The sequence below is a fragment of the Pseudomonas sp. UMAB-08 genome (genome assembly GCF_900095225.1).
Classification (GTDB): Bacteria; Pseudomonadota; Gammaproteobacteria; order Pseudomonadales; family Pseudomonadaceae; genus Aquipseudomonas.
The window spans coordinates 1-26212 of sequence record NZ_LT607438.1 but is presented as its reverse complement, the minus strand read 5'-3'; the positions used below and the strand labels follow the sequence as shown (position 1 = coordinate 26212).

At 57.0% G+C, this 26212-nt stretch carries 22 protein-coding genes, 3 tRNA genes and 1 riboswitch; of the genes, 22 read left to right on the top strand and 3 right to left on the bottom strand.

Going from position 1 to position 26212, the window contains the following annotated elements; all coding sequences use genetic code 11:
* Positions 1–25: 25 nt before the first annotated feature.
* Complete coding sequence (locus tag K0F75_RS24345) at positions 26–292, bottom strand: DUF2790 domain-containing protein (RefSeq protein WP_219064519.1); 267 nt, start codon at positions 290–292, stop codon at positions 26–28.
* Positions 293–699: 407 nt separating this feature from the next.
* On the opposite strand from K0F75_RS24345, the gene acs reads away from it, so the two are divergent.
* The 14 genes from acs (at position 700) to astE (ending at position 16729) form a co-directional block, all read left to right on the top strand.
* A complete protein-coding gene (gene acs / locus K0F75_RS24340; protein WP_219064518.1) occupies positions 700–2655 on the top strand; it encodes an acetate--CoA ligase in 1956 nt (651 codons plus the stop codon).
* 631 nt (positions 2656–3286) lie between these two features.
* Positions 3287–4063, top strand: a complete 777-nt coding sequence (locus tag K0F75_RS24335) for an ABC transporter substrate-binding protein (protein ID WP_219064517.1) — start codon at positions 3287–3289, stop codon at positions 4061–4063.
* A gap of 95 nt (positions 4064–4158) precedes the next feature.
* A complete protein-coding gene (locus tag K0F75_RS24330; protein ID WP_219064516.1) occupies positions 4159–4848 on the top strand; it encodes an ABC transporter permease in 690 nt (229 codons plus the stop codon).
* Positions 4845–5543, top strand: a complete 699-nt coding sequence (locus K0F75_RS24325; protein ID WP_219064515.1) for an ABC transporter permease — start codon at positions 4845–4847, stop codon at positions 5541–5543. Before K0F75_RS24330 ends, K0F75_RS24325 begins: the two co-directional genes overlap by 4 nt.
* 3 nt (positions 5544–5546) lie before the next feature.
* The gene (locus K0F75_RS24320) at positions 5547–6659 is read left to right on the top strand and encodes a succinylglutamate desuccinylase/aspartoacylase family protein (protein ID WP_219064514.1); all 1113 of its coding nucleotides are present in this window, start codon (positions 5547–5549) and stop codon (positions 6657–6659) included.
* Between the two features lie 26 nt (positions 6660–6685).
* Complete coding sequence (locus K0F75_RS24315) at positions 6686–7450, top strand: ABC transporter ATP-binding protein (RefSeq protein ID WP_219064513.1); 765 nt, start codon at positions 6686–6688, stop codon at positions 7448–7450.
* A gap of 140 nt (positions 7451–7590) precedes the next feature.
* Positions 7591–8571, top strand: coding sequence for a transcriptional regulator ArgR (gene argR, locus K0F75_RS24310; protein WP_219064512.1), 981 nt, complete (start codon positions 7591–7593; stop codon positions 8569–8571).
* Between the two features lie 278 nt (positions 8572–8849).
* Positions 8850–10070: an aspartate aminotransferase family protein gene (locus K0F75_RS24305; protein WP_219064511.1), complete on the top strand. Its 1221-nt coding sequence runs from the start codon at positions 8850–8852 to the stop codon at positions 10068–10070.
* Between the two features lie 150 nt (positions 10071–10220).
* On the top strand, positions 10221–11237 hold the full coding sequence (gene aruF, locus K0F75_RS24300; RefSeq protein ID WP_219064510.1) for an arginine/ornithine succinyltransferase subunit alpha: 1017 nt from the start codon (positions 10221–10223) through the stop codon (positions 11235–11237).
* Positions 11238–11317: 80 nt separating this feature from the next.
* Entirely contained in the window at positions 11318–12343 is a 1026-nt protein-coding gene (gene astA / locus K0F75_RS24295) for an arginine N-succinyltransferase (RefSeq protein ID WP_219064509.1), read from the top strand.
* On the top strand, positions 12340–13809 hold the full coding sequence (astD, locus tag K0F75_RS24290; RefSeq protein WP_219064542.1) for a succinylglutamate-semialdehyde dehydrogenase: 1470 nt from the start codon (positions 12340–12342) through the stop codon (positions 13807–13809). The genes astA and astD overlap by 4 nt, the downstream gene beginning before the upstream one ends.
* A gap of 184 nt (positions 13810–13993) precedes the next feature.
* Positions 13994–15340: an N-succinylarginine dihydrolase gene (gene astB, locus K0F75_RS24285; RefSeq protein ID WP_219064508.1), complete on the top strand. Its 1347-nt coding sequence runs from the start codon at positions 13994–13996 to the stop codon at positions 15338–15340.
* 57 nt (positions 15341–15397) lie between these two features.
* Positions 15398–15685, top strand: a complete 288-nt coding sequence (locus K0F75_RS24280) for a topoisomerase II (RefSeq protein WP_219064507.1) — start codon at positions 15398–15400, stop codon at positions 15683–15685.
* A gap of 33 nt (positions 15686–15718) precedes the next feature.
* Positions 15719–16729, top strand: coding sequence for a succinylglutamate desuccinylase (gene astE / locus K0F75_RS24275; protein ID WP_219064506.1), 1011 nt, complete (start codon positions 15719–15721; stop codon positions 16727–16729).
* Positions 16730–16827: 98 nt separating this feature from the next.
* On the opposite strand, the gene K0F75_RS24270 is transcribed toward astE, so the two are convergent.
* Positions 16828–17340, bottom strand: coding sequence for a 6,7-dimethyl-8-ribityllumazine synthase (locus tag K0F75_RS24270; RefSeq protein WP_219064505.1), 513 nt, complete (start codon positions 17338–17340; stop codon positions 16828–16830).
* A gap of 130 nt (positions 17341–17470) precedes the next feature.
* Positions 17471–17640: riboswitch (FMN riboswitch) on the bottom strand.
* A 215-nt stretch (positions 17641–17855) separates the two neighbouring features.
* Between K0F75_RS24270 and ltaE the strand changes: the two genes are divergently transcribed.
* From ltaE to K0F75_RS24235, 7 genes are all read left to right on the top strand, one after another.
* Positions 17856–18860 carry a low-specificity L-threonine aldolase gene (ltaE, locus tag K0F75_RS24265; protein WP_219064504.1) on the top strand — a complete coding sequence of 335 codons (1005 nt, stop codon included), beginning with the start codon at positions 17856–17858 and terminating at the stop codon, positions 18858–18860.
* Positions 18861–19006: 146 nt separating this feature from the next.
* A complete protein-coding gene (alaS, locus tag K0F75_RS24260; RefSeq protein ID WP_219064503.1) occupies positions 19007–21625 on the top strand; it encodes an alanine--tRNA ligase in 2619 nt (872 codons plus the stop codon).
* Between the two features lie 96 nt (positions 21626–21721).
* Complete coding sequence (locus K0F75_RS24255; RefSeq protein ID WP_219064502.1) at positions 21722–22957, top strand: aspartate kinase; 1236 nt, start codon at positions 21722–21724, stop codon at positions 22955–22957.
* 183 nt (positions 22958–23140) lie between these two features.
* The gene (gene csrA / locus K0F75_RS24250; RefSeq protein ID WP_020290522.1) at positions 23141–23329 is read left to right on the top strand and encodes a carbon storage regulator CsrA; all 189 of its coding nucleotides are present in this window, start codon (positions 23141–23143) and stop codon (positions 23327–23329) included.
* 62 nt (positions 23330–23391) lie between these two features.
* A tRNA-Ser gene (locus K0F75_RS24245) sits at positions 23392–23482 on the top strand.
* A 107-nt stretch (positions 23483–23589) separates the two neighbouring features.
* Positions 23590–23666 (top strand) — tRNA-Arg (locus tag K0F75_RS24240).
* A gap of 73 nt (positions 23667–23739) precedes the next feature.
* Positions 23740–23816 (top strand) — tRNA-Arg (locus K0F75_RS24235).
* Between the two features lie 19 nt (positions 23817–23835).
* Here K0F75_RS24235 and K0F75_RS24230 read toward each other — a convergent pair.
* The gene (locus K0F75_RS24230; protein ID WP_219064501.1) at positions 23836–24363 is read right to left on the bottom strand and encodes a cell envelope protein SmpA; all 528 of its coding nucleotides are present in this window, start codon (positions 24361–24363) and stop codon (positions 23836–23838) included.
* A 309-nt stretch (positions 24364–24672) separates the two neighbouring features.
* Between K0F75_RS24230 and mgtE the strand changes: the two genes are divergently transcribed.
* A complete protein-coding gene (mgtE, locus tag K0F75_RS24225) occupies positions 24673–26115 on the top strand; it encodes a magnesium transporter (RefSeq protein ID WP_219064500.1) in 1443 nt (480 codons plus the stop codon).
* Positions 26116–26212 lie beyond the last annotated feature (97 nt).

Below are 26212 nucleotides of genomic sequence, written 5' to 3'. Positions count from 1 at the left end.
ATTGAGGGGGCGGTGTGCTGATGAATCAACCATCGATACAACCGTTACCCATGACACGGTACTCGAGTATGTGTTGTACACCTTTCGAGTCTTCATACGTCATGCGGGCAGGCACGACCTCGCAGACGTTCGGGATGTCGCTCATCGAAACGACTTTAGCGATGTCCAGATGAGTGGCATACGTGTATTCCTCCACGGGAGGCGTCGAGTTGACTGCCACGGCGGTTGTTTCGGCCGCCATCGCAGCAACACTAAAACTACTCAGGGCCATGACCATCAATGCAACTTTCATTTCTAATGTCCTTATTGCTGTCTTGAAAGAGTGCCTGGTTCTTGTGGAACCAGGCGTGTCACTAAGTTTACAGGTTGATTAACATGCCATTGTGGGGGCTGTTACGTGTTAATCGTTTGCCGGTTGGCGAGATAAATTATAGGCCTGCCGGGTGGGTTCATATATGAAGTGTTTTGATAAAGACTATTGATGAAACCTGTAACAATCGAGGCACGAAAAATGACGGCATCCATCATCGGTGGCGCGACAGATCGTCGCGGGGAGGCGCGGCATATCATCGCAGGAGAATGGGGGTCTATAGTAGTAGGCTTGCTTGCGACCGGTAAGACCATCGTCGAATGGCCTGAAGGGGGCAGGAAAGATACAACGGGTTCATAAAACAACAACTATCCACCGAGGTAACAACGATGAGTGCGGCTTCCGTCTATCCTGTGCGTCCAGAGGTTGCGGCTACAACGCTGACCGATGAGGCAACCTACAAGGCCATGTATCAGCAGTCGGTGGTCAACCCTGATGGTTTCTGGCGTGAGCAGGCCCAGCGCCTGGATTGGATTCAGCCCTTCACCACGGTCAAGCAGACCTCCTTCGACGACCACCATGTCGACATTAAATGGTTCGCTGACGGCACGTTGAACGTCTCCTACAACTGCCTGGACCGCCATTTGGCCGAGCGCGGCGATCAGATCGCAATCATCTGGGAAGGCGACGATCCTTCCGAACACCGCAACATCACCTATCGCGAGCTGCACGAAGAAGTCTGCAAGTTCGCCAACGCATTGCGCGGCCAGGATGTGCACCGCGGCGATGTAGTCACTATTTATATGCCAATGATCCCCGAAGCTGTGGTCGCCATGTTGGCCTGTACCCGGATTGGCGCAATCCACTCAGTCGTGTTCGGTGGCTTCTCGCCGGAAGCGCTGGCGGGGCGGATCATCGATTGCAAATCGAAAGTCGTCATTACCGCAGACGAAGGTCTGCGTGGCGGCAAGCGCACGGCGTTGAAAGCTAACGTCGACCTGGCGCTGACCAATCCGGAAACCGCCAGCGTGCAGAAGATTATTGTCTGCAAGCGCACGGGCGGCGACATCGCCTGGCACCAGCATCGCGATATTTGGTACGAAGACTTGATGAAGGTCGCCTCCAGCCATTGCGCGCCCAAAGAAATGGGTGCCGAAGAGGCGCTGTTCATTCTCTACACCTCTGGCTCCACCGGCAAACCCAAAGGCGTGCAGCACACCACGGGTGGCTATCTGTTGTATGCCGCGCTGACCCATGAGCGTGTATTCGACTACAGACCAGGTGAGGTTTATTGGTGCACCGCCGACGTGGGCTGGGTCACTGGGCACACGTATATCGTCTACGGCCCGCTGGCCAATGGCGCGACCACGTTGTTGTTCGAAGGGGTGCCGAACTACCCGGACATTACGCGTGTGTCGAAGATCATCGACAAGCACAAGGTCAATATCCTCTACACCGCACCGACTGCCATTCGCGCCATGATGGCCGAAGGTCAGGCGGCAGTGAAAGATGCAGACGGTTCAAGCCTGCGCCTGCTCGGTTCGGTCGGTGAGCCGATCAACCCGGAAGCCTGGACGTGGTACTACAACACTGTCGGCAAGGGCCGCTGCCCGATTGTCGACACCTGGTGGCAGACCGAAACCGGCGGCACGTTGATGAGCCCGCTGCCAGGCGCTCACGCGCTCAAGCCGGGCTCGGCGGCGCGACCATTCTTCGGCGTCGTGCCGGGGCTTGTGGATAACCTGGGCAACCTGATCGAAGGTGCGGCTGAAGGTAACCTGGTCATTCTCGACTCTTGGCCGGGTCAGGCGCGCACGTTGTACGGTGATCATGATCGTTTCGTTGATACGTACTTCAAGACTTTTCGTGGCATGTACTTCACGGGCGACGGCGCACGTCGTGACGAAGACGGTTACTACTGGATCACTGGGCGCGTGGATGACGTGCTCAACGTTTCCGGGCACCGCATGGGTACTGCTGAAATCGAAAGTGCGATGGTTGCCCATCAGAAAGTCGCCGAAGCCGCTGTCGTCGGCGTACCGCATGACCTCAAAGGGCAGGGCATTTATGTCTACGTCACCCTCAATGGCGGCGAAGAGCCTAGCGAAGCGCTGCGCCTGGAGTTGAGAAACTGGGTGCGCAAGGAAATCGGTCCGATCGCTTCGCCGGATTTCATCCAGTTTGCGCCGGGGCTGCCGAAGACTCGTTCCGGCAAAATCATGCGTCGTATCCTGCGCAAGATTGCCACCGGGGAATACGATGGTTTGGGTGATATCTCCACCTTGGCTGATCCGAGTGTCGTGCAGCAGCTGATCAATGAACACAAGTCTATGAACGCCGCCTGATCCCAGGCTCAGAAACGCCCCGCCCGGTGTACGCCTGGCGGGGCGTTTTTGTGTGCGCTATTGGGTGGCCGAACGCATTGCGCAAAGCCATTCGCGCCTAAGGGGTGCGTTCTTGCTGGCCCACAGAATCGAACTCGGAACGAGATATATATCGGCTTCACCACCGGTACCCCTTCTTTGTTACCGGCGCGCAGCCAGGTAACCAAATGTGTAACCGTCTGCTCTCTTTCGGGGTCGAGAGGAACGCTCCGCAGGATTCGGGTGCAATTTCCAGCACTCTGAAAACAAGTCGACACGCCAGACTTGCCGGAATAGAAGCCTTTGCCAATAATAGGCCCGCAACTTGCAATAAATATTGGTTTTATGTCTTTTGGCTTTGCATAATCTGCAGGGCCTGTCAATATTTCGGGTCTGCTTTCTCAGTGCTTCTATAACTAGTTGTCGCATTGAAGAAATATCGACTTCGGGCCTGTCGTTAAAATGCCAATCAATCGCTCAAGGCTTTTCGTGTGACTTTTCGTGTGAAAGGTCAGACACGGCCGCCCCAGCGTCGCTATCCATGCTGACCCTTCGCATATTGGGCCATCGCTCACTCTGCCATTTGTCGCCCTAAACCGACGGAGTCCTAATAATGAAGAAACTCATGCTTCTCGGCGCCTTGGCGCTGTCCGTGTTGGCACAGCCGACGTTCGCTGATGAAAAACCATTCAAGATCGGTATCGAGGCTGCGTACCCTCCCTTCGCCTCCAAAGCCCCGGACGGCAGCATCGTTGGTTTCGATTACGACATCGGCAATGCGCTGTGTGAAGAAATGAAGGTCAAGTGCACATGGGTCGAGCAGGAATTCGATGGTCTGATCCCGGCGCTCAAAGTGCGCAAGATCGACGCCATCCTGTCTTCGATGTCCATCACTGAAGATCGCAAGAAGTCGGTTGATTTCACCAATAAGTACTACAACACGCCTGCACGTCTGGTCATGAAAGACGGCACCGTCATCAGCGCAAGTCTCGCTGAGCTGAAAGGCAAGAAAATCGGCGTGCAACGCGGTTCGATCCATGACCGTTTCGCCAAGGAAGTACTCGAACCTCTGGGCGCCGAGATCAAGCCGTACGGCTCGCAGAATGAAATCTACCTGGACGTCGCCGCTGGCCGACTCGATGGCACCCTGGCTGACGCGACCCTGTTGCAAGACGGTTTCCTCAATACCGACGCAGGCAAGGGTTATGCCTTTGCAGGCCCTGCGTTCACCGACGCCAAATACTTCGGCGACGGCATCGGTATCGCCGTGCGTAAGGGCGACAAGGCTGATCTGGACAAAATCAACGCGGCCATCGCTACGATTCGTGCCAACGGCAAGTACAAGCAGATTCAGGACAAATACTTCAATTTTGATATCTACGGCGAGTAAGTACATCGCGTAACACTCGCAATGGCGCTAGCAGCGGTGGCTCTGCACTGTCTGGTTAGCGCCATTTTTCATTCTCATGCTTGAGGACCTGAATCATGTTGAAAGGCTACGGGGCTGTCATCCTCGATGGCGCATGGCTGACGCTGCAGCTCGCCTTGTCGTCCATGGCCCTGGCGATCGTCCTCGGTTTGATTGGCGTGGCATTGCGTTTGTCGCCGGTGCGCTGGCTGGCCTGGTTAGGTGATCTGTACTCCACGGTCATTCGCGGGATCCCCGATCTGGTTTTGATTCTGCTGATTTTCTATGGCGGCCAGGATCTGCTCAACTATATTGCACCGTTGCTCGGCTACGATGACTACATTGATCTGAACCCGCTCCTGGCCGGTATCGGTACGCTGGGTTTCATCTTCGGCGCGTACCTGTCGGAGACCTTTCGGGGGGCGTTCATGGCGATTCCCAGAGGGCAGGCTGAAGCCGGCATGGCCTATGGCATGAGCAGTTTCAAAGTGTTCTTCCGGATTCTGGTGCCACAGATGATTCGCCTGGCGATCCCCGGGTTTACCAATAACTGGCTGGTACTGACCAAGGCCACTGCGCTGATTTCCCTGGTCGGTCTGCAAGACATGATGTTCAAGGCCAAGCAGGCGGCAGATGCCACCCGCGAACCCTTTACTTTCTTCCTGGCAGTGGCTGCGATGTACCTGGTGATCACCAGCGTGTCGTTACTCGCCCTGCGTTATCTTGAGAAGCGCTACTCGGTAGGCGTAAGGGCGGCTGATCTATGATCTTCAACTACAACGTCATCTGGGAAAGTTTTCCGCTGTATTTCGGTGGCCTGCTGATCACCCTCAAGTTACTGACCATCTCCCTGGTATTCGGTCTGCTCGTCGCTTTGCCGTTGGGCCTGATGCGCGTGTCGAAACAACAGTGGGTCAACATGCCTGCCTGGCTGTACACCTATGTGATTCGCGGCACGCCGATGTTGGTACAACTGTTTTTGATCTACTACGGGCTGGCTCAGTTTCAGATCGTGCGCGACAGCATCTTCTGGCCATGGCTGTCCAGTGCGACGTTTTGCGCCTGCCTGGCTTTCGCGATCAATACCAGCGCCTACACCGCCGAAATCATCGCCGGCAGCTTAAGGTCGACACCGGCTGGCGAGATCGAAGCGGCCAAGGCCATGGGCATGTCCCGCTCGAAAATGTACCGGCGGATTCTGCTGCCCTCGGCGTTGCGCCGGGCGCTGCCGCAGTACAGCAATGAAGTGATCATGATGCTGCAGACCACCAGTCTGGCCTCCACCGTGACCTTGATTGACATCACCGGTGCGGCGCGCACGGTCAACGCTCAATACTACTTGCCGTTCGAGGCCTACATCACCGCCGGCGCGTTCTACTTGTGTCTGACCTTTATTCTCGTGCGACTGTTCAAGATGGCCGAACGTCGCTGGCTGGGCTACCTCGCCCCACGCAGGGCCTGAACCATGCAACGTATCGATCATTCATTGCCGTGGAGCAGCCTCGGCACCGAGCGTCAGTTAAGCGTGTTCCGATTCGGCAGCGGCGAGCGCAAGGCCTATATCCAGGCCAGCCTGCACGCCGATGAACTACCGGGCATGCGCACGGCCTGGGAGCTGAAAAAGCGCCTGATGCAACTCGAAGAGCAAGGGGTGCTCAAGGGTGTCATCGAGTTGGTGCCGGTGGCCAATCCCATTGGCTTGGGGCAGTTGCTACAAGGTGCTCATCAAGGCCGTTTCGAGTTTGGCAGCGGCAAGAATTTCAACCGTGATTTTCCCGAACTGAGCGAGTCGGTGGCCGAGCTGCTGAAAGGCCAGTTGGGCGATGATCCGCATGCTAATACCCGACTGATCCGTCAAGCAATGACCTTCGCTTTGGACGCGTTACCGGCGCCGGGCAGCGAGTTGCAGGGGCTGCAGCGTTTACTCCTGAGCCATGCCTGTACCGCCGATGTGGTGCTGGACCTGCATTGCGACGCCGAAGCGGCGCTGCATATGTATGCCTTGCCGCAGCACTGGCCGCAGTGGCGGTCGCTGTCGGCGCACTTGAACGTGAGCGTCGCCTTGCTGGCGGAGGAGTCTGGCGGCAGCTCGTTTGATGAAGCGTGTTCGCTGCCATGGTTGCGTCTGTCACAGATTTTTCCTGAGGCGCAGATCTTGTTGGCGTGTCTGGCGACGACCCTTGAATTGGGTGGGCAGGCCGACACTGGCAAGGATGAGGCTCAGGCACATGCCGAAGGCATTCTGGCGTTCCTTGCCGAGCAGGGTTTTATTGGCGGTGACTGGCCGCAACCTGCATACGAGGCGTGCGAAGGGATGCCGTTCGAAGGCACGTACCTGCACTTTGCGCCCCATCCTGGCGTAGTGACTTATTTATGTCGCGCAGGCGTATGGGTTGATGTCGGCGAACCGTTGTTCGAAGTCATCGATCCCTTGTCCGATCGGGTCAGCACGGTGTGTGCCGGCACGTCCGGCGTGCTGTACGCAACTGAACGGCTACGTTACGCCCAACCTGGTTTCTGGCTGGCCAAAGTGGCAGGGCGTACACCGCTCCGCCACGGGCGCCTGCTCAGCGACTGACTGACTGTTTTGTGAGAACCGAAAGCATGAACAAACTGGAAGTCCAAGACCTGCATAAACGCTATGGCAGTCATGAAGTGCTCAAGGGCGTTTCCCTGACGGCCAAGGCTGGGGATGTGATCAGCATCATCGGCTCCAGCGGCTCGGGTAAAAGTACCTTTCTGCGCTGCATCAATCTGCTCGAACAGCCCCACGCAGGCAAAATCCTGCTGAACAACGAAGAGCTGAAGCTGGTGGCAAGCAAGGATGGCGCCCTGAAGGCCGCTGACCCTAAACAGCTGCAGCGCATGCGTTCGCGACTGTCGATGGTGTTCCAGCACTTCAATCTCTGGTCACACATGACGGCCATGGAAAACATCATCGAAGCACCGATCCATGTGCTCGGCATGTCGAAAAAAGATGCGCTGGAAAAGGCCGAGCATTACCTGGCCAAGGTGGGTGTCTCGCACCGCAAGCACGCTTACCCGGGGCATATGTCCGGCGGGGAGCAGCAGCGTGTCGCGATTGCTCGTGCATTGGCGATGGAGCCGGAGGTCATGTTGTTCGATGAGCCGACTTCTGCACTTGACCCGGAACTGGTAGGCGATGTACTCAAGGTGATGCAGGCGCTGGCGCAGGAAGGCCGGACCATGGTGGTGGTTACCCATGAAATGGGCTTTGCTCGTGAAGTGTCGAACCAGTTGATCTTCTTGCATCAGGGTGTGGTGGAAGAGCGGGGCGATCCTCGTGAAGTATTGGTTAACCCGCAGTCCGAACGGCTTCAGCAATTCTTGTCCGGCAGCCTGAAATAATCTAAACGTTTTAACGATGCCTTACGCACCAAAACAGGTCATTATTCGGCTCTCTTGATTCATGACCTGGTTTCACCTTAATAAAGATCGAGCGCACTGATGCTCGACCCACAACCGCGAAACGTTTCGGACTGTACGCCATGACTGCCCATCGAATTGGTTTCCTGATTTGGCCCAGCACTAAAGCCATGACGCTGGCGCTGGCCGAGGAAGCCTTGCGTGTTGCACAGCGCGTCCATCCAGAAGTGCTTTACGAATTGCTGTTCCTGCAAGCTGAACCGCCGGTCGAAGGCGCCTGGCAATTGCCCGGCGAGCCTTGGGCCGGGCGTCTGGAAGGTTGCCAGAAGCTGTTTCTGCTGGCCGATGAGCCGCCGGCGCAAATGACTTCGGTGTTGAGCAGTGCGCTCAAACAATTGGTGCGTGCCGGGTGTGTGATCGGTGGTTTATCCGCCGGTGTTTACCCGCTGGCCCAGCTCGGTCTGCTCGATGGTTATCGTGCTGCAGTGCACTGGCGTTGGCAGGATGATTTTGCCGAGCGTTTTCCAAAAGTGATCGCCACCAGTCATTTGTTCGACTGGGACCGTGATCGCCTGACCGCGTGCGGCGGTCTTTCGGTGCTTGATCTGCTGTTGGCAGTTTTGGCGCGTGATCATGGCGCCGAGCTGGCGGGCGCTGTGTCGGAAGAGCTGGTAGTAGAGCGCATCCGAGAGGGTGGCGAGCGTCAGCGCATTCCGCTGCAAAACCGTTTGGGCTCCAGCCATCCGAAGCTGACTCAGGCTGTGCTGCTGATGGAAGCCAATATCGAAGAGCCGTTGACCACCGACGAGATTGCCCAACACGTGTGCGTGTCACGTCGGCAATTGGAGCGGATCTTCAAGCAGTACCTCAATCGTGTCCCGAGCCAGTATTACCTGGAGCTGCGCCTGAACAAGGCACGGCAAATGCTGATGCAGACCAGTAAGTCGATTATCCAGATCGGCTTGTCCTGCGGTTTTTCATCAGGACCGCATTTCTCCAGCGCCTACCGTAACTTCTTCGGCGCCACCCCGCGTGAAGACCGCAACCAGCGCCGCAGCAGCAGCCCGTTCGAGTTGTCATCGGTGCCTTCCGAGCGCGGCTGATTTTTTCTGATGACCCCTTCGCGAATGAATTCGCTCCCACACGTTGCGTAGATCTCCTGTGGGAATTCATTCGCGAAGGCGGCATGTCAGACACACCCTTAAAACGTTTAAACTGCTTTTTTCCGACGCTATATGTCGCATTGCCGAAAGCCACGGAAAAACACGGTTTAGCGCTGTAACAAGTTGTCGCTTGGCGGCAAGGCTGGACCTAAATCAGTCCTTACAATCCTCCCATCGCTTGCCAGTTTCAGGCAGGCGTTCCTCTTCAGGAGACTCCGATGTCCGTTGAGCATGCTCAGGTGCAACGCACCGATTTCGACCAGGTGATGGTCCCTAACTACGCGCCTGCGGGTTTTATCCCCGTGCGCGGTGCGGGTTCCCGAGTCTGGGATCAATCGGGTCGCGAACTGGTCGATTTTACCGGCGGGATCGCCGTGAACGTGCTTGGCCATGCCCACCCGGCGTTGGTCAGCGCCTTGACCGAGCAAGCTAATAAGCTGTGGCATGTCTCTAACGTGTTCACCAACGAGCCCGCCCTGCGTATGGCGAAGAAGCTGGTTGACGCCACGTTCGCCGATCGTGCGTTCTTCTGTAACTCGGGTGCCGAAGCCAACGAAGCAGCTTTCAAGCTGGCGCGCCGAGTAGCATTTGATCTGTACGGCACGGAAAAATACGAAATCATTGCCGCGATCAACAGCTTCCACGGTCGCACGTTGTTCACCGTGAACGTGGGCGGCCAGTCGAAGTATTCCGACGGCTTCGGTCCGAAAATTACGGGCATTACCCACGTTCCGTACAACGATCTTGAGGCGCTGAAAGCCGCCATTTCCGACAAGACCTGTGCCGTGGTACTGGAGCCGGTTCAGGGCGAAAGTGGCGTCATTCCTGCCGAGTTGGCGTACCTGCAAGGTGCTCGCCAGCTGTGTGATGAACACAACGCATTGTTGGTGTTCGATGAAGTGCAGACCGGCATGGGCCGCACAGGTGAACTGTTCGCCTACATGCACTACGACGTGACCCCGGACATCCTCACCAGCGCCAAGAGCCTGGGCGGCGGATTCCCGATTGCCGCGATGCTCACCACCGAAGCACTGGCCAAACACTTGACCGTCGGCACCCACGGCACCACCTATGGCGGCAACCCGCTGGCGTGTGCGGTGGCCGAAGCGGTGATCGATATCGTCAACACCCCGGAAACCCTGGCGGGCGTGAAAGCCAAGCGCGAACTGTTCAAGACCCGTCTTGAAGCCATCGGAGAGCAATACGGCGTATTCACTCATGTGCGTGGCCTGGGTCTGCTGCTCGGTTGCGTCCTCAGCGATGCCTGGAAAGGCAAGGCGAAAGACTTCTTCAACGCCGCTGAAAAAGAAGGCGTGATGGTTCTGCAAGCCGGCCCCGATGTTGTCCGTTTCGCACCGAGTCTGGTGGTGACCGAAGCCGATATCGACGAAGGGCTGGACCGTTTCGAGCGTGCCATCGCCACCTTGACGCAGGCTTGATGAGTATTTGATACAAAACGTTGTATCCCCGGCGTTAGCCATAAAGGCCGGCGTCGGGCATCTTTCTCGTGCTGGGTGGGCTGTAGGCCACGCGGTGTTTTTTTCTGAGTCGGCGGATGTCGACCTGTTTTTCTGGTAAGGAGTGGCACCATGCTGGTGATGCGCCCCGCGCAAATGGCTGATCTGGGCGAAGTACAGCGTCTGGCTGCAGACAGCCCGATTGGTGTCACTTCCCTGCCGGATGATGCCGGCCGTTTGACTGACAAAATCGCGGCTTCGGAAGCATCGTTTGCTGCTGAAGTCAGCTTCAACGGCGAAGAGAGCTATTTCTTTGTCCTCGAAGACAGCGAAACCGGGCGGCTGGTCGGCTGTTCGGGGATCGTCGCTTCGGCGGGGTATTCCGAGCCCTTCTACAGTTTCCGAAATGAGACCTTCGTTCATGCGTCGCGTGAACTGAAGATCCATAACAAGATTCACGTGCTGTCGCAGTGTCACGACCTGACCGGCAATAGCCTGCTGACCAGTTTCTATGTGGTGCCTGAGTTGGTCGGTACAAACTGGTCGGAACTCAACTCTCGTGGACGACTGCTGTTTGTCGCCAGCCACCCGGAGCGTTTCGCCGATTCGGTGGTGACGGAAATCGTGGGCTATAGCGATGAACACGGCGACTCGCCATTCTGGGATGCCATCGGGCGCAATTTCTTCGACCTGAACTATGCCGAGGCCGAGCGCCTGTGCGGCCTGAAAAGCCGGACATTCCTCGCCGAACTGATGCCGCATTACCCGATCTACGTACCGCTGCTACCCGATGCCGCGCAAGAGGCCATGGGCCAGGTTCACCCGCGCGCGCAGGTCACGTTCGACATCCTGATGCGTGAGGGTTTCGAGACCGATCACTACATCGACATCTTCGACGGTGGTCCGACCTTGCATGCGCGAGTGTCCGGCATTCGCTCGATTGCCCAAAGCCGAGTGGTGCCTGTGAAGATGGGTGAAATGGGCAAGGGTGGGCGTCTGTATCTGGTTGCCAATGGTCAGTTGCAGGACTACCGCGCCGTACTGCTGGAACTGGATTGGGCGCCGGGCAAACCGGTCAACCTGAGCCTGGAAGCCGCCGAGGCCCTGGGCGTCGGCGAAGGTGCCAGCGTACGCATTGTTGCGGTTTAACAGATCCGGCCATTCAGTGTCTGGTTTGCAGGTTTAGCGAGATTCGCGGGCTCCCGAGGGCGTCCGGTTGAGGAGATAGCATGATCGTTCGTCCCGTACGCAGCAGCGACTTACCGAAGCTGATCGAGCTGGCGCGCACCACAGGTCCAGGCCTGACGACGCTGCCAGCCAATGAAGAGCGCCTGGCGCATCGAGTCGGCTGGGCCGAGAAAACCTTTCGCGGCGAGGCCGAGCGCGCCGACGCGGACTATCTGTTCGTCCTTGAAGACGATGACGGTCAGGTGGTGGGGATTTCTGCCATCGCAGGTGCTGTGGGGCTGCGTGAGCCCTGGTACAACTATCGGGTCGGCCTGACGGTCAGCGCGTCTCAGGAATTGAAGATCTATCGTGAGATTCCGACGCTGTTTCTGGCCAACGATCTGACCGGAAACTCGGAGCTGTGCTCACTGTTCTTGCGCAGCGACGCCCGCACTGGCCTTAACGGTCGCTTGTTGGCCAAGGCGCGATTGCTGTTCATCGCCGAGTTCCCGAAATTGTTCGGCAACAAGATCATCGCCGAAATGCGTGGCATGTCCGACGCAGCGGGGCATTCACCGTTTTGGGAAAGCCTGGGTCGGCACTTCTTCAAGATGGAATTTAGCCAGGCCGATTACCTGACGGGCGTGGGTAACAAGGCGTTTATTGCCGAGCTGATGCCCAAGTTCCCGCTGTACACCTGCTTCCTCTCTGAAGAGGCACGCAACATCATCGGCCGTGTACACCCCGACACTGAGCCTGCGCTGGCCATGCTGAAAAGCGAAGGCTTCAGCTATCAGGGTTATGTCGATATTTTTGACGCCGGCCCCGCCGTGGAATGCGAAACCTCGAAGATCCGTGCGGTGCACGATAGCCAGGCGCTGGTGCTGGCTGTCGGTACGCCGGGCGATGACGCCACGCCGTTCCTGATTCACAACCGCAAGCGCGAAGACTGCCGCATCACCGCCGCACCTGCACGGTTGGCTGCTGGCACGTTGGTTGTCGACCCCATGACCGCAAAACGTCTGCAATTGAGCGCGGGTGATCAAGTTCGTGCGGTGCCTTTATCCGCCGCAAGGGAGGCTATCTGATGAGTACGCTTTATATCGCAGGTGCCTGGCAAGCCGGGCAGGGCGAGCATTTTGAGTCGTTGAACCCCGTCACTCAGAACGTGGTGTGGGCCGGTCAGGGCGCAACGGCTGTACAAGTCGATGCGGCCGTGCAGGCTGCGCGTCAGGCATTTCCAGCCTGGGCCAAACGCTCGCTGGACGAGCGAATCGCGGTGCTTGAAGCGTTTGCCGCGAGCCTGAAAACCCACGCGGACGAACTGTCCCATTGCATCGGTGAAGAAACCGGCAAGCCGCTCTGGGAGTCGGCCACCGAAGTCACCAGCATGATCAATAAAATCGCTATTTCGGTGCAGAGCTACCGTGAGCGCACCGGCGAAAAAAGTGGCCCGTTGGGCGACGCCACCGCTGTGCTGCGTCATAAGCCTCACGGCGTGGTTGCGGTCTTTGGTCCCTACAACTTCCCGGGGCATTTGCCGAACGGGCATATCGTTCCGGCGCTGCTGGCGGGCAATGCCGTACTGTTCAAACCCAGCGAGCTGACACCCAAAGTCGCTGAGTTGACGGTCAAGTGCTGGATTGAGGCCGGGTTGCCAGCGGGTGTATTAAACCTGTTGCAAGGTGCGCGCGAAACGGGCGTTGCGTTGGCGGCCAATCCTGGGATAGACGGTTTGTTTTTCACCGGGTCCAGCCGTACCGGTAACGTGTTGCACCAACAATTCGCCGGGCGCCCGGACAAGATCCTGGCCCTGGAAATGGGCGGTAATAACCCGCTGATTGTCGATCAGGTCGAAGACCTTGATGCGGCGGTCTACACGGTGATTCAGTCGGCGTTCATCTCCGCCGGGCAGCGTTGTACCTGTGCCCGCCGTTTGCTGGTGCCTGAAGGCGAGTGGGGCGATGCCTTGCTTGCGCGTCTGGTAGCTGTCACCGCCACTATTGAAGTTGGCGCGTTCGATCAGCAACCAGCACCCTTCATGGGTTCGGTGATTTCTTTGGGGGCTGCGCGTGCCTTGCTCGACGCTCAGGAACATCTGCTGGCCAATGGCGCCGTGGCGTTGCTGGAAATGACCCAGCCACAGGCGCAGTCAGCCTTGCTGACGCCGGGGATTCTGGATGTCAGCGATGTCACTGATCGCCTTGATGAAGAGCTGTTCGGGCCACTGCTGCAAGTGATCCGCTATGCTGATTTTGATGCGGCCATTGCGGAAGCCAATGCCACCCAATACGGGTTGGCAGCGGGTTTGTTGTCGGACTCTGAAGAGCGTTATGAGCAGTTCTGGCTGGAAAGCCGTGCCGGTATCGTCAACTGGAACAAGCAATTGACCGGCGCTGCCAGCAGTGCGCCGTTCGGTGGAGTGGGTGCTTCGGGCAACCATCGCGCCAGTGCGTATTACGCAGCCGATTATTGCGCGTACCCGGTGGCCTCGCTGGAAGCGCCTCGTATCAGTTTGCCGGCTACTTTGACGCCGGGTGTAAAACTTTCCTGAGCGCCGATCCGGTGTAGGAGCTGACGTGTCTGCGATCGAGTGCGAAGCGCTCGCAAATATGGTGAATTCACCTTCGCTTGAAGGTCCTTCGTGTCGGGCGCGACCCCGGCCTATCGCAGACACGTCAGCTCCTGCAGAAAATCAGGAACTTACACCATAACAACAGATCCATGGAGCCTCGCCGATGAAATCATATGAAGTCAATTTTGACGGTTTAGTGGGGCCGACCCATAACTATGGCGGTTTGTCCTACGGCAACGTCGCGTCCCAGAGCAACAGCCAGCAGTCTTCCAACCCAAGGGAAGCGGCGTTGCAAGGTCTGGCGAAGATGAAAGCCCTGATGGAAATGGGCTTCACCCAAGGCGTGCTGGCCCCGCAGGAGCGCCCGGATGTGGCAGCACTGCGCTCTTTGGGTTTCAGTGGCAGCGACGCGCAAGTGATCCAGCAAGCCGCCAAAGACGCGATGCCGTTGTTGGTCGCCAGTTGCTCGGCCTCAAGTATGTGGGTGGCTAACGCTGCCACGGTCAGCCCGAGCGCCGACACGGCTGATGGCCGGGTGCATTTCACGGCGGCCAACCTCAATTGCAAGTACCACCGCAGCATCGAACACCCGACGACTACCCGCGTATTAAAGGCGATGTTCGCTGATCAGCAGCACTTTGCCCACCACGCGGCGTTACCTGCAGTGGCGCAATTTGGCGATGAGGGTGCCGCCAACCACACCCGTTTTTGCCACGACTATGGTCAAGCGGGCGTTGAGTTTTTCGTGTTCGGGCGCAGTGCATTCGACACCCGTTACCCGGCGCCGCAGAAGTACCCGGCGCGGCAAACCCTGGAAGCTTCGCAGGCCGTTGCGCGTTTGCACGGTCTGAGCGAAGACGGTGTGGTCTTCGCCCAGCAAAACCCGGCGGTGATCGATCAAGGGGTATTTCACAACGACGTGATCGCAGTGGGCAACGGTGAGCTGCTGTTCTATCACGAAGATGCGTTCCTCAATACTGAACACATGCTGGCTGAACTTCACGACAAGCTGGGTCGACGCGGCGGGCGCTTCCGTGCGATCTGCGTACCGCGTGCTGAAGTCGCGGTCGAAGACGCGGTGCGTTCCTATCTGTTCAACAGCCAATTGCTGTCTCGTGCCGATGGCTCAATGCTGCTCATCGTCCCGGAAGAGTGCCGAGGCAACGAGCGCGTCTGGCAGTATTTGCAGCGATTGATCGCTGACGATGGCCCGGTCGCTGAAGTGAAAGTCTTCGATCTCAAGCAAAGCATGCAGAACGGTGGTGGCCCAGCGTGCCTGCGGCTGCGGGTCGCACTCAACGAAACCGAGCTGGCGGCAGTCAATCCAGGGGTTATCATGACGGCGCCCTTGTACGACACGCTGACCCAGTGGGTCGAGAAGCACTACCGCGATCGAATGAGCGAAACCGACCTGACCGATCCCGGATTGTTGCTCGAATGCCGTGCGGCACTGGATGAACTGACGAAAATCCTTAAACTGGGCTCGGTTTATCCCTTCCAAATCAATTGAAAGTACGCGCCCTTGAAGACGGGGCGCGCGATTTTCCTCTCTAAAGAGCACCCGATTATGAGCGACACCCTGCAGTTGATCCTTGAAGACACCGACGGCACCCAGCTGGAGACCTCTTGCACCCGTGTTGCGGTCATGTGGCAAGGCAAAGAGCTGTGGATTCAGCACGATGGCCGTGGCCAGTTGCTGATTGGCGTCGATGTTGAAGAGGGTGACGCCGAATACGCTAACCTGCTGTTACGTCCTTTGGCGACCAACCTGGTCAGCCTGCAACTGGAAATGGAACCGGCAGACGTCGGTGATGAAGAGCACGTTCACGGTCCTGACTGCGCCCACGATCACTGAAATACCACGCCCGCTCAATAAGGAGCACGACGTATGCTCGCTCTCGGCAAGCTGCTTGAACTGACCCTGGCTGGTCATGAACCAGCGGAAAAGACTCAACTGACTGTCGAAGGCGTGCGTATGCGCTGGATGAGCGAAGGCGCGCTTGAAGTCCGCCCGCCCGCAGCCCGGGACAATGGCATGGACTTGCTGTTGTCCGCAGGGATTCACGGCAACGAAACCGCGCCTATCGAGCTGTTGGACCAATTGATTCGTGACATCGCACGCGGCGACCTGAAGCCGCGGGCACGTATTTTGTTCCTGTTCGGCAACCCCGAGGCCATGCGTCGCGGGGAGCGTTATATCGAGCAGGATGTGAACCGGCTGTTCAACGGACGCCATGAACAGACCAGCGGCTTCGAGGCTTTACGGGCCTGTGAGCTGGAGCGTCTGGCGGCCAGTTTCTTCAGTCTGCCTGATCGTTATCGGTTGCATTACGACCTGCACACGGCGATTCGTGGTTCGAAGATCGAGCAATTCGCGCTGTATCCATGGAAGGAAGGTCGTCAGCATTCACGTCTGGAGCTGGCGCGTTTGCGTGCGGCGGGGATGGCTGCGGTGTTGTTGCAGAACAAGGCATCGATTGTCTTCAGCGCGTATACCTACGACAAACTGGACGCCGAGTCCTTTACCCTGGAGTTGGGTAAGGCGCGGCCGTTTGGGCAGAACCAGCAGGTCAACCTTCAGTTGCTTGAGAAGCGCCTCAAGCAAATAATCGAGGGCACCGAGCCGCCGCTTGAAGACGAGCCGCTCAACGGTTTGCAGCTATTCAGCGTGGCCCGGGAAATCATCAAGCACAGCGATGCGTTCAAGCTGAATCTGCCCGCTGATGTCGAGAATTTTTCGGAACTGGATCAGGGCTTTCTGTTGGCCAACGACTTGGCTGATACCCGCTGGGTCGTTGAAGAGCAGGGCGCACGTATCATCTTCCCTAACCCCAAGGTCAAGAACGGCTTGCGCGCCGGCATTCTGATTGTGCCCAGTGATGGCGAAGAATTGGCTTGAAGCCAAATGGTCTGTAACTGACTTGTTTGCGACCTCTACTTTTCGCAGACAAGTCAGTTCCTAACTAGGCCCAGTTTGTTGCGCGACAGCGCTGCTGATTAAACCGCGACGCGCTGTTGCGGCTCGGCGCGACGCAGGCTGCGCAACTTGTTCACGGTGTCCGCGCAGGTTTTTGCTGCTTCTGCGCCTTTCAGTACGAAATGCTCGAAGAAGAACTTTTGGTGTTCGTCACCGGCATGAAAGTTATGCGGCGTGAGGACCACGGAAAATACCGGGACTTCCGTTTCCAGCTGCACTTGCATCAACGCACTGACAACCGATTGAGCGACGAACTCATGGCGATAAAGACCGCCGTCGACCACCAGGCCGGCCGCGACAATGCCTGAGTAACGTCCGGTTTTGGCCAGCAGCTTGGCGTGCAGGGGGATTTCAAACGCGCCGCCGACTTCGAAGAAATCGATATCGCTCTCGGCGTAGCCATGGTTTGCCATTTCAGCGACAAAACCATTACGGCTCTGATCGACAATATCCTTGTGCCAGCAGGCCTGGATAAAAGCGATGCGCTCGTTAGGGTGGCTTTTGTTTTTGCTATCGATTGCGGTGAGTTGCATCTGTTCTGACTCCTGTTTATAAAAAAAACAGGGCGCTTTGGATCGAATGGGATTCAAGGGTACGTCGAGATCATGGCCAGAATGCAAAAGTGTTCATGGCAATGCGCACGATACGGCCCTTTGGTGCCAATCCCGTTCTCTCTTCATCCGGACTATGACCGTCGGCCCCGGAATCACACCGAGTCTGCTGACCTTGTCAGGGCGGGAGCCGAAGCATCCTGCACCACAAGCGCTCGCGGGCTAAACGCATGTCGCGTTATTACCGCCGGTGGGGAATCACACCCCGCCCTGAGAACGTTGCCGACAGCATTTCTGCCGGCGCGCATTTTTTATCATAGTTTTCTCGAGTGTGCATGGACACTTTAGTCAGGGTGTCCTGACTTTTTCTTATATCGAAGTGGTCGGTCCTTGGCGTGCTACCTTGAATAAAGTACTCAATGGCCTCAGTAATGAGTGATTGCAGGACTGTTATTGCGTTCACTTTCCAGGTTTTGAACATTTCATGGAGCTCTATCGTGACGGTTATTGATCTGCGCAGTGACACCGTGACCCAGCCCACGGCTGGAATGCTCGACGCCATGTCACGTGCGCCGTTGGGCGATGATGTGTATGGCGAAGATCCGACAGTGAACCGTCTTGAGGCGCATCTGGCTGATCGGCTCGGGTTTGCAGCGGGACTGTTTGTACCCAGCGGCACCATGAGCAATTTGCTCGGTTTGATGGCCCATTGTGGGCGCGGCGATGAATACATCGTCGGTCAACAAGCGCATACCTATAAATATGAAGGCGGCGGGGCTGCGGTATTGGGCTCGATTCAGCCGCAACCGCTGGACGTCCAGGCGGATGGTTCGCTGGATTTGAATCAGGTATTGGCCGCGATCAAGCCTGATGATTTCCACTTTGCCCGTACCCGACTTCTGGCGCTGGAAGACACCATGCAGGGCAAGGTTTTACCCCTGTCTTATCTGGCCGCCGCTCGAACCTTGTGTGATGAGCAGGGGCTGGCCTTGCACCTGGACGGCGCGCGCGTGTACAACGCGGCGGTGAAGCTGGGGGTTGATGCCAAAGAAATCACCCAGTACTTTGATTCTGTCTCGGTGTGCCTGTCCAAAGGCTTGGGCGCCCCGGTTGGTTCAGTGTTGTGCGGGACGACCGAACTGATTGGCAAAGCCCGCCGTTTGCGCAAGATGGTCGGGGGCGGTATGCGTCAGGCCGGGATTCTTGCTGCTGCCGGGCTGTATGCGTTGGAGCACCACGTCGAGCGATTGGCCGACGACCATGTCAATGCCCAATTTCTGGCCGAACGTTTGCGCGGGCTGGGCTATCAGGTCGAACCGGTACAGACCAACATGGTGTACGTGCAGGTTGATGATCGGGCTGAAGCGCTCAAGGCTTTTTGCGCTGAACGGGGCATCAAGCTCAGTGCCGCAGCGCGTCTGCGGATGGTCACGCACCTGGATGTATCGCGTATTCAGATCGAACAGGTCGTGGCGGCATTTGCCGAGTTCGCTAAAGGGTGACGTTGCCGACGATCCAATTGCTTGTTTCTATCGTACAAACACGCTGTACCGACGGCGCAACGCCTATATAATGCGGCCCTTTGCAAGTCGCACCCTCTTTTGACATTTTGCACTTGCCTCTGGCCGCCGTCTCCGTGGAAGAATCTATGAAAAGCGCAGAAATCCGTGAAGCCTTCCTTCGCTTCTTCGAAGAGCAAGGTCACACCCGTGTAGCCTCCAGCTCTTTGATTCCGGGCAATGACCCCACCCTGCTGTTTACCAACGCGGGGATGAACCAGTTCAAGGATTGCTTCCTGGGTCAGGAAAAGCGCGCCTACACCCGTGCGGTCAGTAGCCAGAAATGCGTGCGTGCCGGTGGTAAGCACAACGACCTGGAAAACGTCGGTTACACGGCTCGTCACCACACGTTCTTCGAAATGCTGGGTAACTTCAGCTTTGGTGATTATTTCAAGCGCGATGCCATCACCTACGCCTGGACCTTCCTGACCGGTGTGTTGAACCTGCCCAAGGAAAAGCTGTGGGTCACGGTCTACGCCAGCGATGACGAGGCTTACGATATCTGGACCAAGGAAATCGGGGTGCCGGTCGAGCACATGGTGCGTATCGGCGACAACAAAGGCGCGCCGTACGCCTCCGATAACTTCTGGACCATGGGCGATACAGGCCCTTGCGGTCCGTGCACCGAGATTTTTTACGATCACGGCGCTGACATCTGGGGTGGTCCACCGGGCTCGCCTGAAGAAGACGGCGACCGTTATATCGAGATCTGGAACAACGTGTTCATGCAGTTCAACCGCACTGCCGATGGCGTGCTGCATCCGTTGCCAGCGCCGTCGGTGGACACCGGCATGGGCCTGGAGCGGATCAGTGCCGTGCTGCAGCACGTGCATTCGAACTACGAGATCGACCTGTTCCAGAACCTGCTGGTCGCTTCAGCCAAGGCCATCGGTTGCAGCAACGACATGCAGCCTTCGCTCAAAGTCGTGGCAGACCACATCCGTTCTTGCGGTTTCCTGATCGCCGACGGTGTGCTGCCGTCCAACGAAGGTCGCGGTTATGTACTGCGCCGGATCATTCGTCGCGCCTGCCGCCATGGCAACAAGCTGGGCGCCACAGGCAGCTTCTTCTATCAGATCGTTGGCGCGCTGGTCGCGGAAATGGGCGGCGCTTTCCCGGAATTGACCGAGCAGCAAGCGCACATCGAGCGCGTGCTCAAGGCTGAAGAAGAGCAATTCGCCAAGACCCTGGAGCAGGGTTTGAAGATCCTCGAGCAGGATCTGGCTGAACTCAAAGGCAGCGTGGTGCCGGGTGATGTGGTGTTCAAGCTGTATGACACCTACGGTTTCCCGATGGACCTGACCGGCGATATCGCACGCGAACGTAACCTGACCCTTGATGAGGAAGGCTTTGAGCGCGAAATGGACGCCCAGCGCGTGCGCGCTCGTTCGGCCAGTTCGTTTGGCATGGACTACAACAGCCTGGTCAAGGTTGATGAGCCCACTCGCTTCATCGGTTACACCGCTACTCGCGCTGTCGCCAAGGTGATTGCGCTCTATAAAGATGGCCAGGCGGTCGAGCAATTGAGCGAAGGCGAAGAGGGCGTTGTGATCCTCGATCAGACGCCGTTCTATGCCGAATCCGGTGGTCAGATTGGCGACTGCGGTTATCTGTCGGCGGGTGCCGTGCGTTTCGACGTGCGTGACACCACCAAAACCGGCGGCGCGTTCCTGCACCACGGCGTCCAGGCTGCAGGCAGTCTTAAAGTGGGTATCGAGCTCAATGCAGAAGTCGATGCCGAGGTTCGCCACGCCACATCCCTGAACCACTCGGCGACGCACTTGCTGCACGCCGCGTTGCGTCAGGTGCTCGGTGAGCACGTACAGCAGAAGGGGTCGCTGGTCGACAGTCAACGCCTGCGTTTTGACTTCAGCCACTTCGAAGCGATCAAGCCAGAGCAGTTGAAAGCTCTGGAAGACATCGTAAACCGCGAAGTGCGCAAGAACTCCCCGGTCGAAACCGAAGAAACCGATATCGAGACCGCCAAGAAGAAAGGCGCCATGGCGCTGTTTGGCGAGAAGTACGGCGACAGCGTGCGCGTACTGAGCATGGGTGGCGACTTCTCGGTCGAGCTGTGTGGTGGCATTCACGCCAATCGCACTGGCGACATCGCGTTGCTGAAAATCATCAGTGAAGGTGGCGTTGCTGCAGGCGTTCGGCGTATCGAAGCGGTCACTGGCGCTGCGGCGCTGGCCTACCTCAACGCGGCCGAAGACACACTCAAGGAAGCCGCGACGCTGATCAAGGGCAGTCGCGACAACGTGCTGGACAAGCTCTCGGCTGTACTGGAGCGTAACCGCCAGTTGGAAAAACAACTCGAACAATTGCAGGCCAAGGCAGCCAGTGCCGCGGGTGACGATCTGTCGTCGGCCGCGCTGGATGTCAAAGGGGTGAAAGTCCTTGCCGTACGCCTTGACGGTCAGGATGGCAAAGCCCTGTTGGCGCTGGTTGATCAATTAAAGAACAAGCTCGGCCGCGCAGTGATCCTGCTTGGCAGTGTCCATGAAGATAAGGTCGTATTGGTTGCAGGCGTAACCAAGGACCTGACTGGCCAACTCAAAGCCGGTGATTTGATGAAGCAAGCGGCCGCTGCCGTGGGCGGTAAAGGCGGTGGTCGTCCTGATATGGCTCAGGGTGGTGGTGTTGATGCCGGTGCACTGGATGCAGCGCTGGCGTTGACCGTGCCCTTTGTCGAGCAGGGTGTTTAAGTCGTCCACCAGGCCTGCCGTTTGACGGCAGGCTTTGGCGCTTTGATGGGTTTGAATGTTTAATGGGCGCCCTTCACGGGCTGAGGCTGCTTTGAGATGGCTTTAATCGTACAGAAATTTGGAGGCACCTCCGTTGGCTCTATCGAGCGAATCGAGCAGGTGGCCGACAAGGTTAAAAAGTTCCACGATGCAGGCGTCGAGCTGGTGGTTGTGTTGTCAGCCATGAGTGGCGAGACCAATCGCCTGATCGGATTGGCCAAGCAGATCAGCGACCAACCGGTTCCGCGTGAGCTGGATGTGATTGTGTCCACGGGCGAGCAAGTGACCATTGCCTTGCTGGCCATGGCCTTGATCAAGCGTGGCGTGCCAGCGGTGTCCTACACCGGCAATCAGGTACGTATCCTGACCGACAGCGCGCACAACAAGGCGCGTATTCTTCAAATCGACGATCAGAAGATTCGTGCCGATCTGAAGGCGGGCAGGGTAGTCGTTGTCGCCGGTTTCCAGGGCGTCGATGAGCACGGCAATATCACCACCCTCGGTCGCGGTGGTTCGGACACGACCGGCGTGGCCCTGGCGGCTGCGTTGAAAGCTGACGAATGCCAGATCTATACCGACGTCGATGGCGTCTACACCACCGACCCGCGTGTGGTGTCGCAGGCTCAACGCTTGGACAAGATCACCTTTGAAGAGATGCTGGAAATGGCCAGCCTCGGTTCGAAGGTGCTGCAAATCCGTGCGGTCGAGTTTGCTGGCAAGTACAACGTTCCACTGCGCGTTCTGCACAGTTTCCAGGAGGGTCCGGGCACCCTCATTACCATTGATGAAGAGGAATCCATGGAACAGCCGATCATTTCCGGTATCGCCTTCAACCGTGATGAAGCCAAGCTGACCATCCGTGGCGTGCCGGATAACCCAGGGGTGGCCTTCAAGATTCTGGGCCCTATCAGTGGCGCGAACATTGAAGTGGACATGATCGTGCAGAATGTCGCGCACGATAACACCACCGATTTCACGTTCACCGTGCATCGCAACGACTATCAGGCCGCCTTGCTGGTGCTGGAAAACACGGCGCGTGAAATTGGCGCTCGTGAGGTTGTCGGTGATACCAAGATCGCCAAGGTGTCGATCGTGGGTGTGGGCATGCGTTCGCACGCGGGTGTCGCCAGCCGTATGTTCGAATCGCTGGCCAAGGAAAGCATCAACATCCAGATGATTTCGACGTCTGAAATCAAGGTGTCCGTGGTTATCGAAGAGAAATACCTGGAGCTGGCAGTGCGTGCGTTGCACACGGCGTTTGAATTGGACGCTCCGGCCCGACAGGGCGAGTGATGCGTTGCCCGAAAGGCGCGGTTGATCCGCGCCTTTCGTTTTTTTGATCTGCGTAGGAAGGCTGTTCTTTTCTTTGCGCTAGTCAATACTCAGGTGTAGGTCTATTGCTCATTTTGTTGTAGGCCAATGCTGTTTTAGCTTTGCAGACTGTTGTCCCTGAAAGTAGTGCGTGAGGAGAAAAGTATGTTGATTCTGACTCGTCGGTGCGCAGAAAGCCTGATCATTGGTGATGGTGAAATCACAGTGACCGTGCTCGGCGTTAAAGGTAATCAAGTACGAATTGGTGTCAATGCCCCCAAAGAAGTGGCTGTTCACCGTGAGGAAATTTACCTGCGTATCAAGAAAGAGAAGGACCAGGAACCAAGCCATTAATTTTTATTGAATTTTTGGCTTTGCAAACGGGGAAAAGGCGGTTATTATACGCCCCGTGTTGCGGAGAGGTGGCCGAGTGGCCGAAGGCGCTCCCCTGCTAAGGGAGTACACCTCAAAAGGGTGTCGGGGGTTCGAATCCCCCCTTCTCCGCCATTATTTATGTAGGGCGTTGTAATCTGGCTTGAGCGGTAAGTGTTTGAATTTACTCGCAAAAGTGCTTGACGAAATGATTAAACGATCTATAATGCGCGGCAACAAATGCACTCGTAGCTCAGCTGGATAGAGTACTCGGCTACGAACCGAGCGGTCACAGGTTCGAATCCTGTCGAGTGCACCATTTAAAGGGTTGTTTACAGTGATGTAAGCAACTTGCTTCAACCAGCGGTGGTCTGGTTTATCAAACGCCAATTGCACTCGTAGCTCAGCTGGATAGAGTACTCGGCTACGAACCGAGCGGTCACAGGTTCGAATCCTGTCGAGTGCACCAAACACCAAAAAGCCCGCATTTAATGCGGGCTTTTTGCTTTCTGGCGTTTGCCCTTTACGCATCCGTTCTCGTCGAATACAACCTGATTGCTGCGGCCCTTCTTTTCGCTGTAGTGATAGCGGGTTTCTCCGTTTCGTTTGGCTATTTTATCCGGCTTGCCCAGTGAGCTTTCCACATCCCGGAAACTCATGCCTGCTCGGACTCGCTGATTGATGATCGCCCGCCGCCGTTGTTCGCTACTCACTTGATTTTCGCACCCGTCGTCTCTCTGGCCGACGACTACCAGTTCTTTGTGTGCTCGGCGATTGTCCGATGGCGCCAGGACCTGTCTTGAGGAGGGCGTAGATTCGGGCAGCAGATGGGTTGCGTTGCCTGGTGGTGCGTTATAGGTGCTTTGCAGGAGCAGGCTATGACCGCTAGGGCAGCCCTGGGACGTGAAAGTGATATTCCCTTGGGCGTCTTCGCAGCGTTGAACGGTTGTTGCCAGTGTTGGCAGGGGAAGGCATAGCAGGGCAAGCAATAGGGGTGTTCGAGCAGTGGCGGGCATTCAGCGTCCTCCGTGACAGCTGTCTTCAAGGCTAGTCCATGCTTATTTGACAGGGCGCGTGCTTTCTTCTCGGGATGTAACGTCGTACATGTATTGATTCAATTTTGTCGCGCAAGCGCTTGTTCTTGCCAAGATTTTGTAGCGTGCGATGCTCTCAAGCGGTGTATCATTGCGCCCGTCAGCCCCGCCGGGGCTTGTGGAATACTTCCATGGACTTACCCAGTAGTTACTCAGAATTACGTTTTACCAATCACGAATTGACTGATTGATCTCCCCGGCGTACTCCGCTGCTGGGAGTGGAGTTCGCCTATGACCGAAATAGAAGTAAAAAAAACACAAGAAAGCCTGCAAGATCGCCTCGCTCAAGTTGTTGAGCTGCTGCATCGTCAGCGTGTGGTCGAAGACCTGACTCATCGTCAGGAAGGTCAGCATCATGACCGCGTAGAAAACCTCGTTCACCGGCAGAACCTCGTCGAGTTGCAACGCAAACTCGATGACCTTCACTCTGCCGACGTCGCTTACATCCTCGAAGCCTTGCCCCTCGCAGAACGTCTGACGGTCTGGCAGTTGGTAAAAGCCGAGCGCGACGGCGATATCCTTCTTGAAGTTTCCGATTCTGTCCGTGAAACACTGATCGCCGACATGGACGATCACGAGCTCCTGGCTGCTGCCAGAGAGATGGACGCCGACGAACTGGCTGACCTTGCACCTGAATTGCCGCGTGACGTTGTCCATGAGCTCATGGAGGCCCTCGATGGCCAGCAACGTGAGCGCGTACGGTCTGCTTTGTCTTACGACGAGGAGCAGGTCGGTGCGCTGATGGACTTCGAGATGGTGACTATCCGTGAGGATGTCAGCCTCGAAGTAGTGTTGCGTTATCTGCGTCGCCTCAAAGAATTGCCTGGGCATACCGATAAACTGTTCGTGGTTGATTACGACGGTGTGCTCAAGGGCGTGCTGCCGATCAAGCGTTTGCTGGTCAATGATCCCGATAAACAGGTGGCTGCAGTGATGGCCAGCGATCCGGTGAGTTTCCACCCGGATGAAGACGCCTACGATGCGGCTCAAGCCTTTGAGCGTTATGACCTTATTTCAGCGCCAGTGGTGGACAAGAATGGCAAGCTGATCGGGCGTCTGACCATCGATGAAATGGTCGACCTGATCCGTGAAGAAAGCGAAAACGAAGTCCTCAACATGGCGGGTCTGCGCGAAGAGGAAGACATCTTCGCCTCCGTCTGGAAGTCCTTGCGCAACCGCTGGGCCTGGCTGGCGATCAATTTGATCACCGCCTTTATCGCTTCGCGCGTCATCGGTTTGTTTGAGGGCTCTATCGAGAAACTGGTAGCGCTGGCTGCGTTGATGCCGATCGTTGCCGGGATTGGCGGTAACTCCGGTAATCAAACCATTACCATGATCGTTCGGGCCATGGCGTTGGACCAGGTCAGTACCGGTAATACATCGCGCCTGATGCGCAAAGAACTCGCGGTCGCGCTGATCAATGGCGTGATATGGGGCGGTGTAATCGGGGTGGTGGCTTACTTGCTGTATGGCAGTTGGTCGCTTGGCGTGGTCATGACCTCCGCCATGACGCTCAATCTGTTGCTTGCGGCGCTCATGGGGGTGCTGATCCCTATGACGCTGACGCGTCTGGGGCGAGATCCGGCCATGGGGGCGAGCGTGATGATTACTGCGGTGACGGACAGCGGAGGGTTCTTTATCTTCCTGGGATTGGCCACTGTCTTCTTGCTTTGAATACGACTAATAAAAAAACCGCCTGAACAGACTGTGTGAAAACGCAGTTTCCCGAGGCTAAAAGAAACGCCCCGACTTGTCGGGGCGTTTCCTTTTA

Excerpts from the sequence above, each read along its gene's own strand:
- K0F75_RS24345 (WP_219064519.1), bottom strand. The coding sequence starts at position 292 with ATGAAAGTTGCATTGATGGTCATGGCCCTGAGTAGTTTTAGTGTTGCT.
- acs (WP_219064518.1), top strand. The coding sequence starts at position 700 with ATGAGTGCGGCTTCCGTCTATCCTGTGCGTCCAGAGGTTGCGGCTACA.
- K0F75_RS24335 (WP_219064517.1), top strand. The coding sequence starts at position 3,287 with ATGAAGAAACTCATGCTTCTCGGCGCCTTGGCGCTGTCCGTGTTGGCA.
- K0F75_RS24330 (WP_219064516.1), top strand. The coding sequence starts at position 4,159 with ATGTTGAAAGGCTACGGGGCTGTCATCCTCGATGGCGCATGGCTGACG.
- K0F75_RS24325 (WP_219064515.1), top strand. The coding sequence starts at position 4,845 with ATGATCTTCAACTACAACGTCATCTGGGAAAGTTTTCCGCTGTATTTC.
- K0F75_RS24320 (WP_219064514.1), top strand. The coding sequence starts at position 5,547 with ATGCAACGTATCGATCATTCATTGCCGTGGAGCAGCCTCGGCACCGAG.
- K0F75_RS24315 (WP_219064513.1), top strand. The coding sequence starts at position 6,686 with ATGAACAAACTGGAAGTCCAAGACCTGCATAAACGCTATGGCAGTCAT.
- argR (WP_219064512.1), top strand. The coding sequence starts at position 7,591 with ATGACTGCCCATCGAATTGGTTTCCTGATTTGGCCCAGCACTAAAGCC.
- K0F75_RS24305 (WP_219064511.1), top strand. The coding sequence starts at position 8,850 with ATGTCCGTTGAGCATGCTCAGGTGCAACGCACCGATTTCGACCAGGTG.
- aruF (WP_219064510.1), top strand. The coding sequence starts at position 10,221 with ATGCTGGTGATGCGCCCCGCGCAAATGGCTGATCTGGGCGAAGTACAG.
- astA (WP_219064509.1), top strand. The coding sequence starts at position 11,318 with ATGATCGTTCGTCCCGTACGCAGCAGCGACTTACCGAAGCTGATCGAG.
- astB (WP_219064508.1), top strand. The coding sequence starts at position 13,994 with ATGAAATCATATGAAGTCAATTTTGACGGTTTAGTGGGGCCGACCCAT.
- K0F75_RS24280 (WP_219064507.1), top strand. The coding sequence starts at position 15,398 with ATGAGCGACACCCTGCAGTTGATCCTTGAAGACACCGACGGCACCCAG.
- astE (WP_219064506.1), top strand. The coding sequence starts at position 15,719 with ATGCTCGCTCTCGGCAAGCTGCTTGAACTGACCCTGGCTGGTCATGAA.
- K0F75_RS24270 (WP_219064505.1), bottom strand. The coding sequence starts at position 17,340 with ATGCAACTCACCGCAATCGATAGCAAAAACAAAAGCCACCCTAACGAG.
- alaS (WP_219064503.1), top strand. The coding sequence starts at position 19,007 with ATGAAAAGCGCAGAAATCCGTGAAGCCTTCCTTCGCTTCTTCGAAGAG.
- K0F75_RS24255 (WP_219064502.1), top strand. The coding sequence starts at position 21,722 with ATGGCTTTAATCGTACAGAAATTTGGAGGCACCTCCGTTGGCTCTATC.
- csrA (WP_020290522.1), top strand. The coding sequence starts at position 23,141 with ATGTTGATTCTGACTCGTCGGTGCGCAGAAAGCCTGATCATTGGTGAT.
- K0F75_RS24230 (WP_219064501.1), bottom strand. The coding sequence starts at position 24,363 with ATGCCCGCCACTGCTCGAACACCCCTATTGCTTGCCCTGCTATGCCTT.
- mgtE (WP_219064500.1), top strand. The coding sequence starts at position 24,673 with ATGACCGAAATAGAAGTAAAAAAAACACAAGAAAGCCTGCAAGATCGC.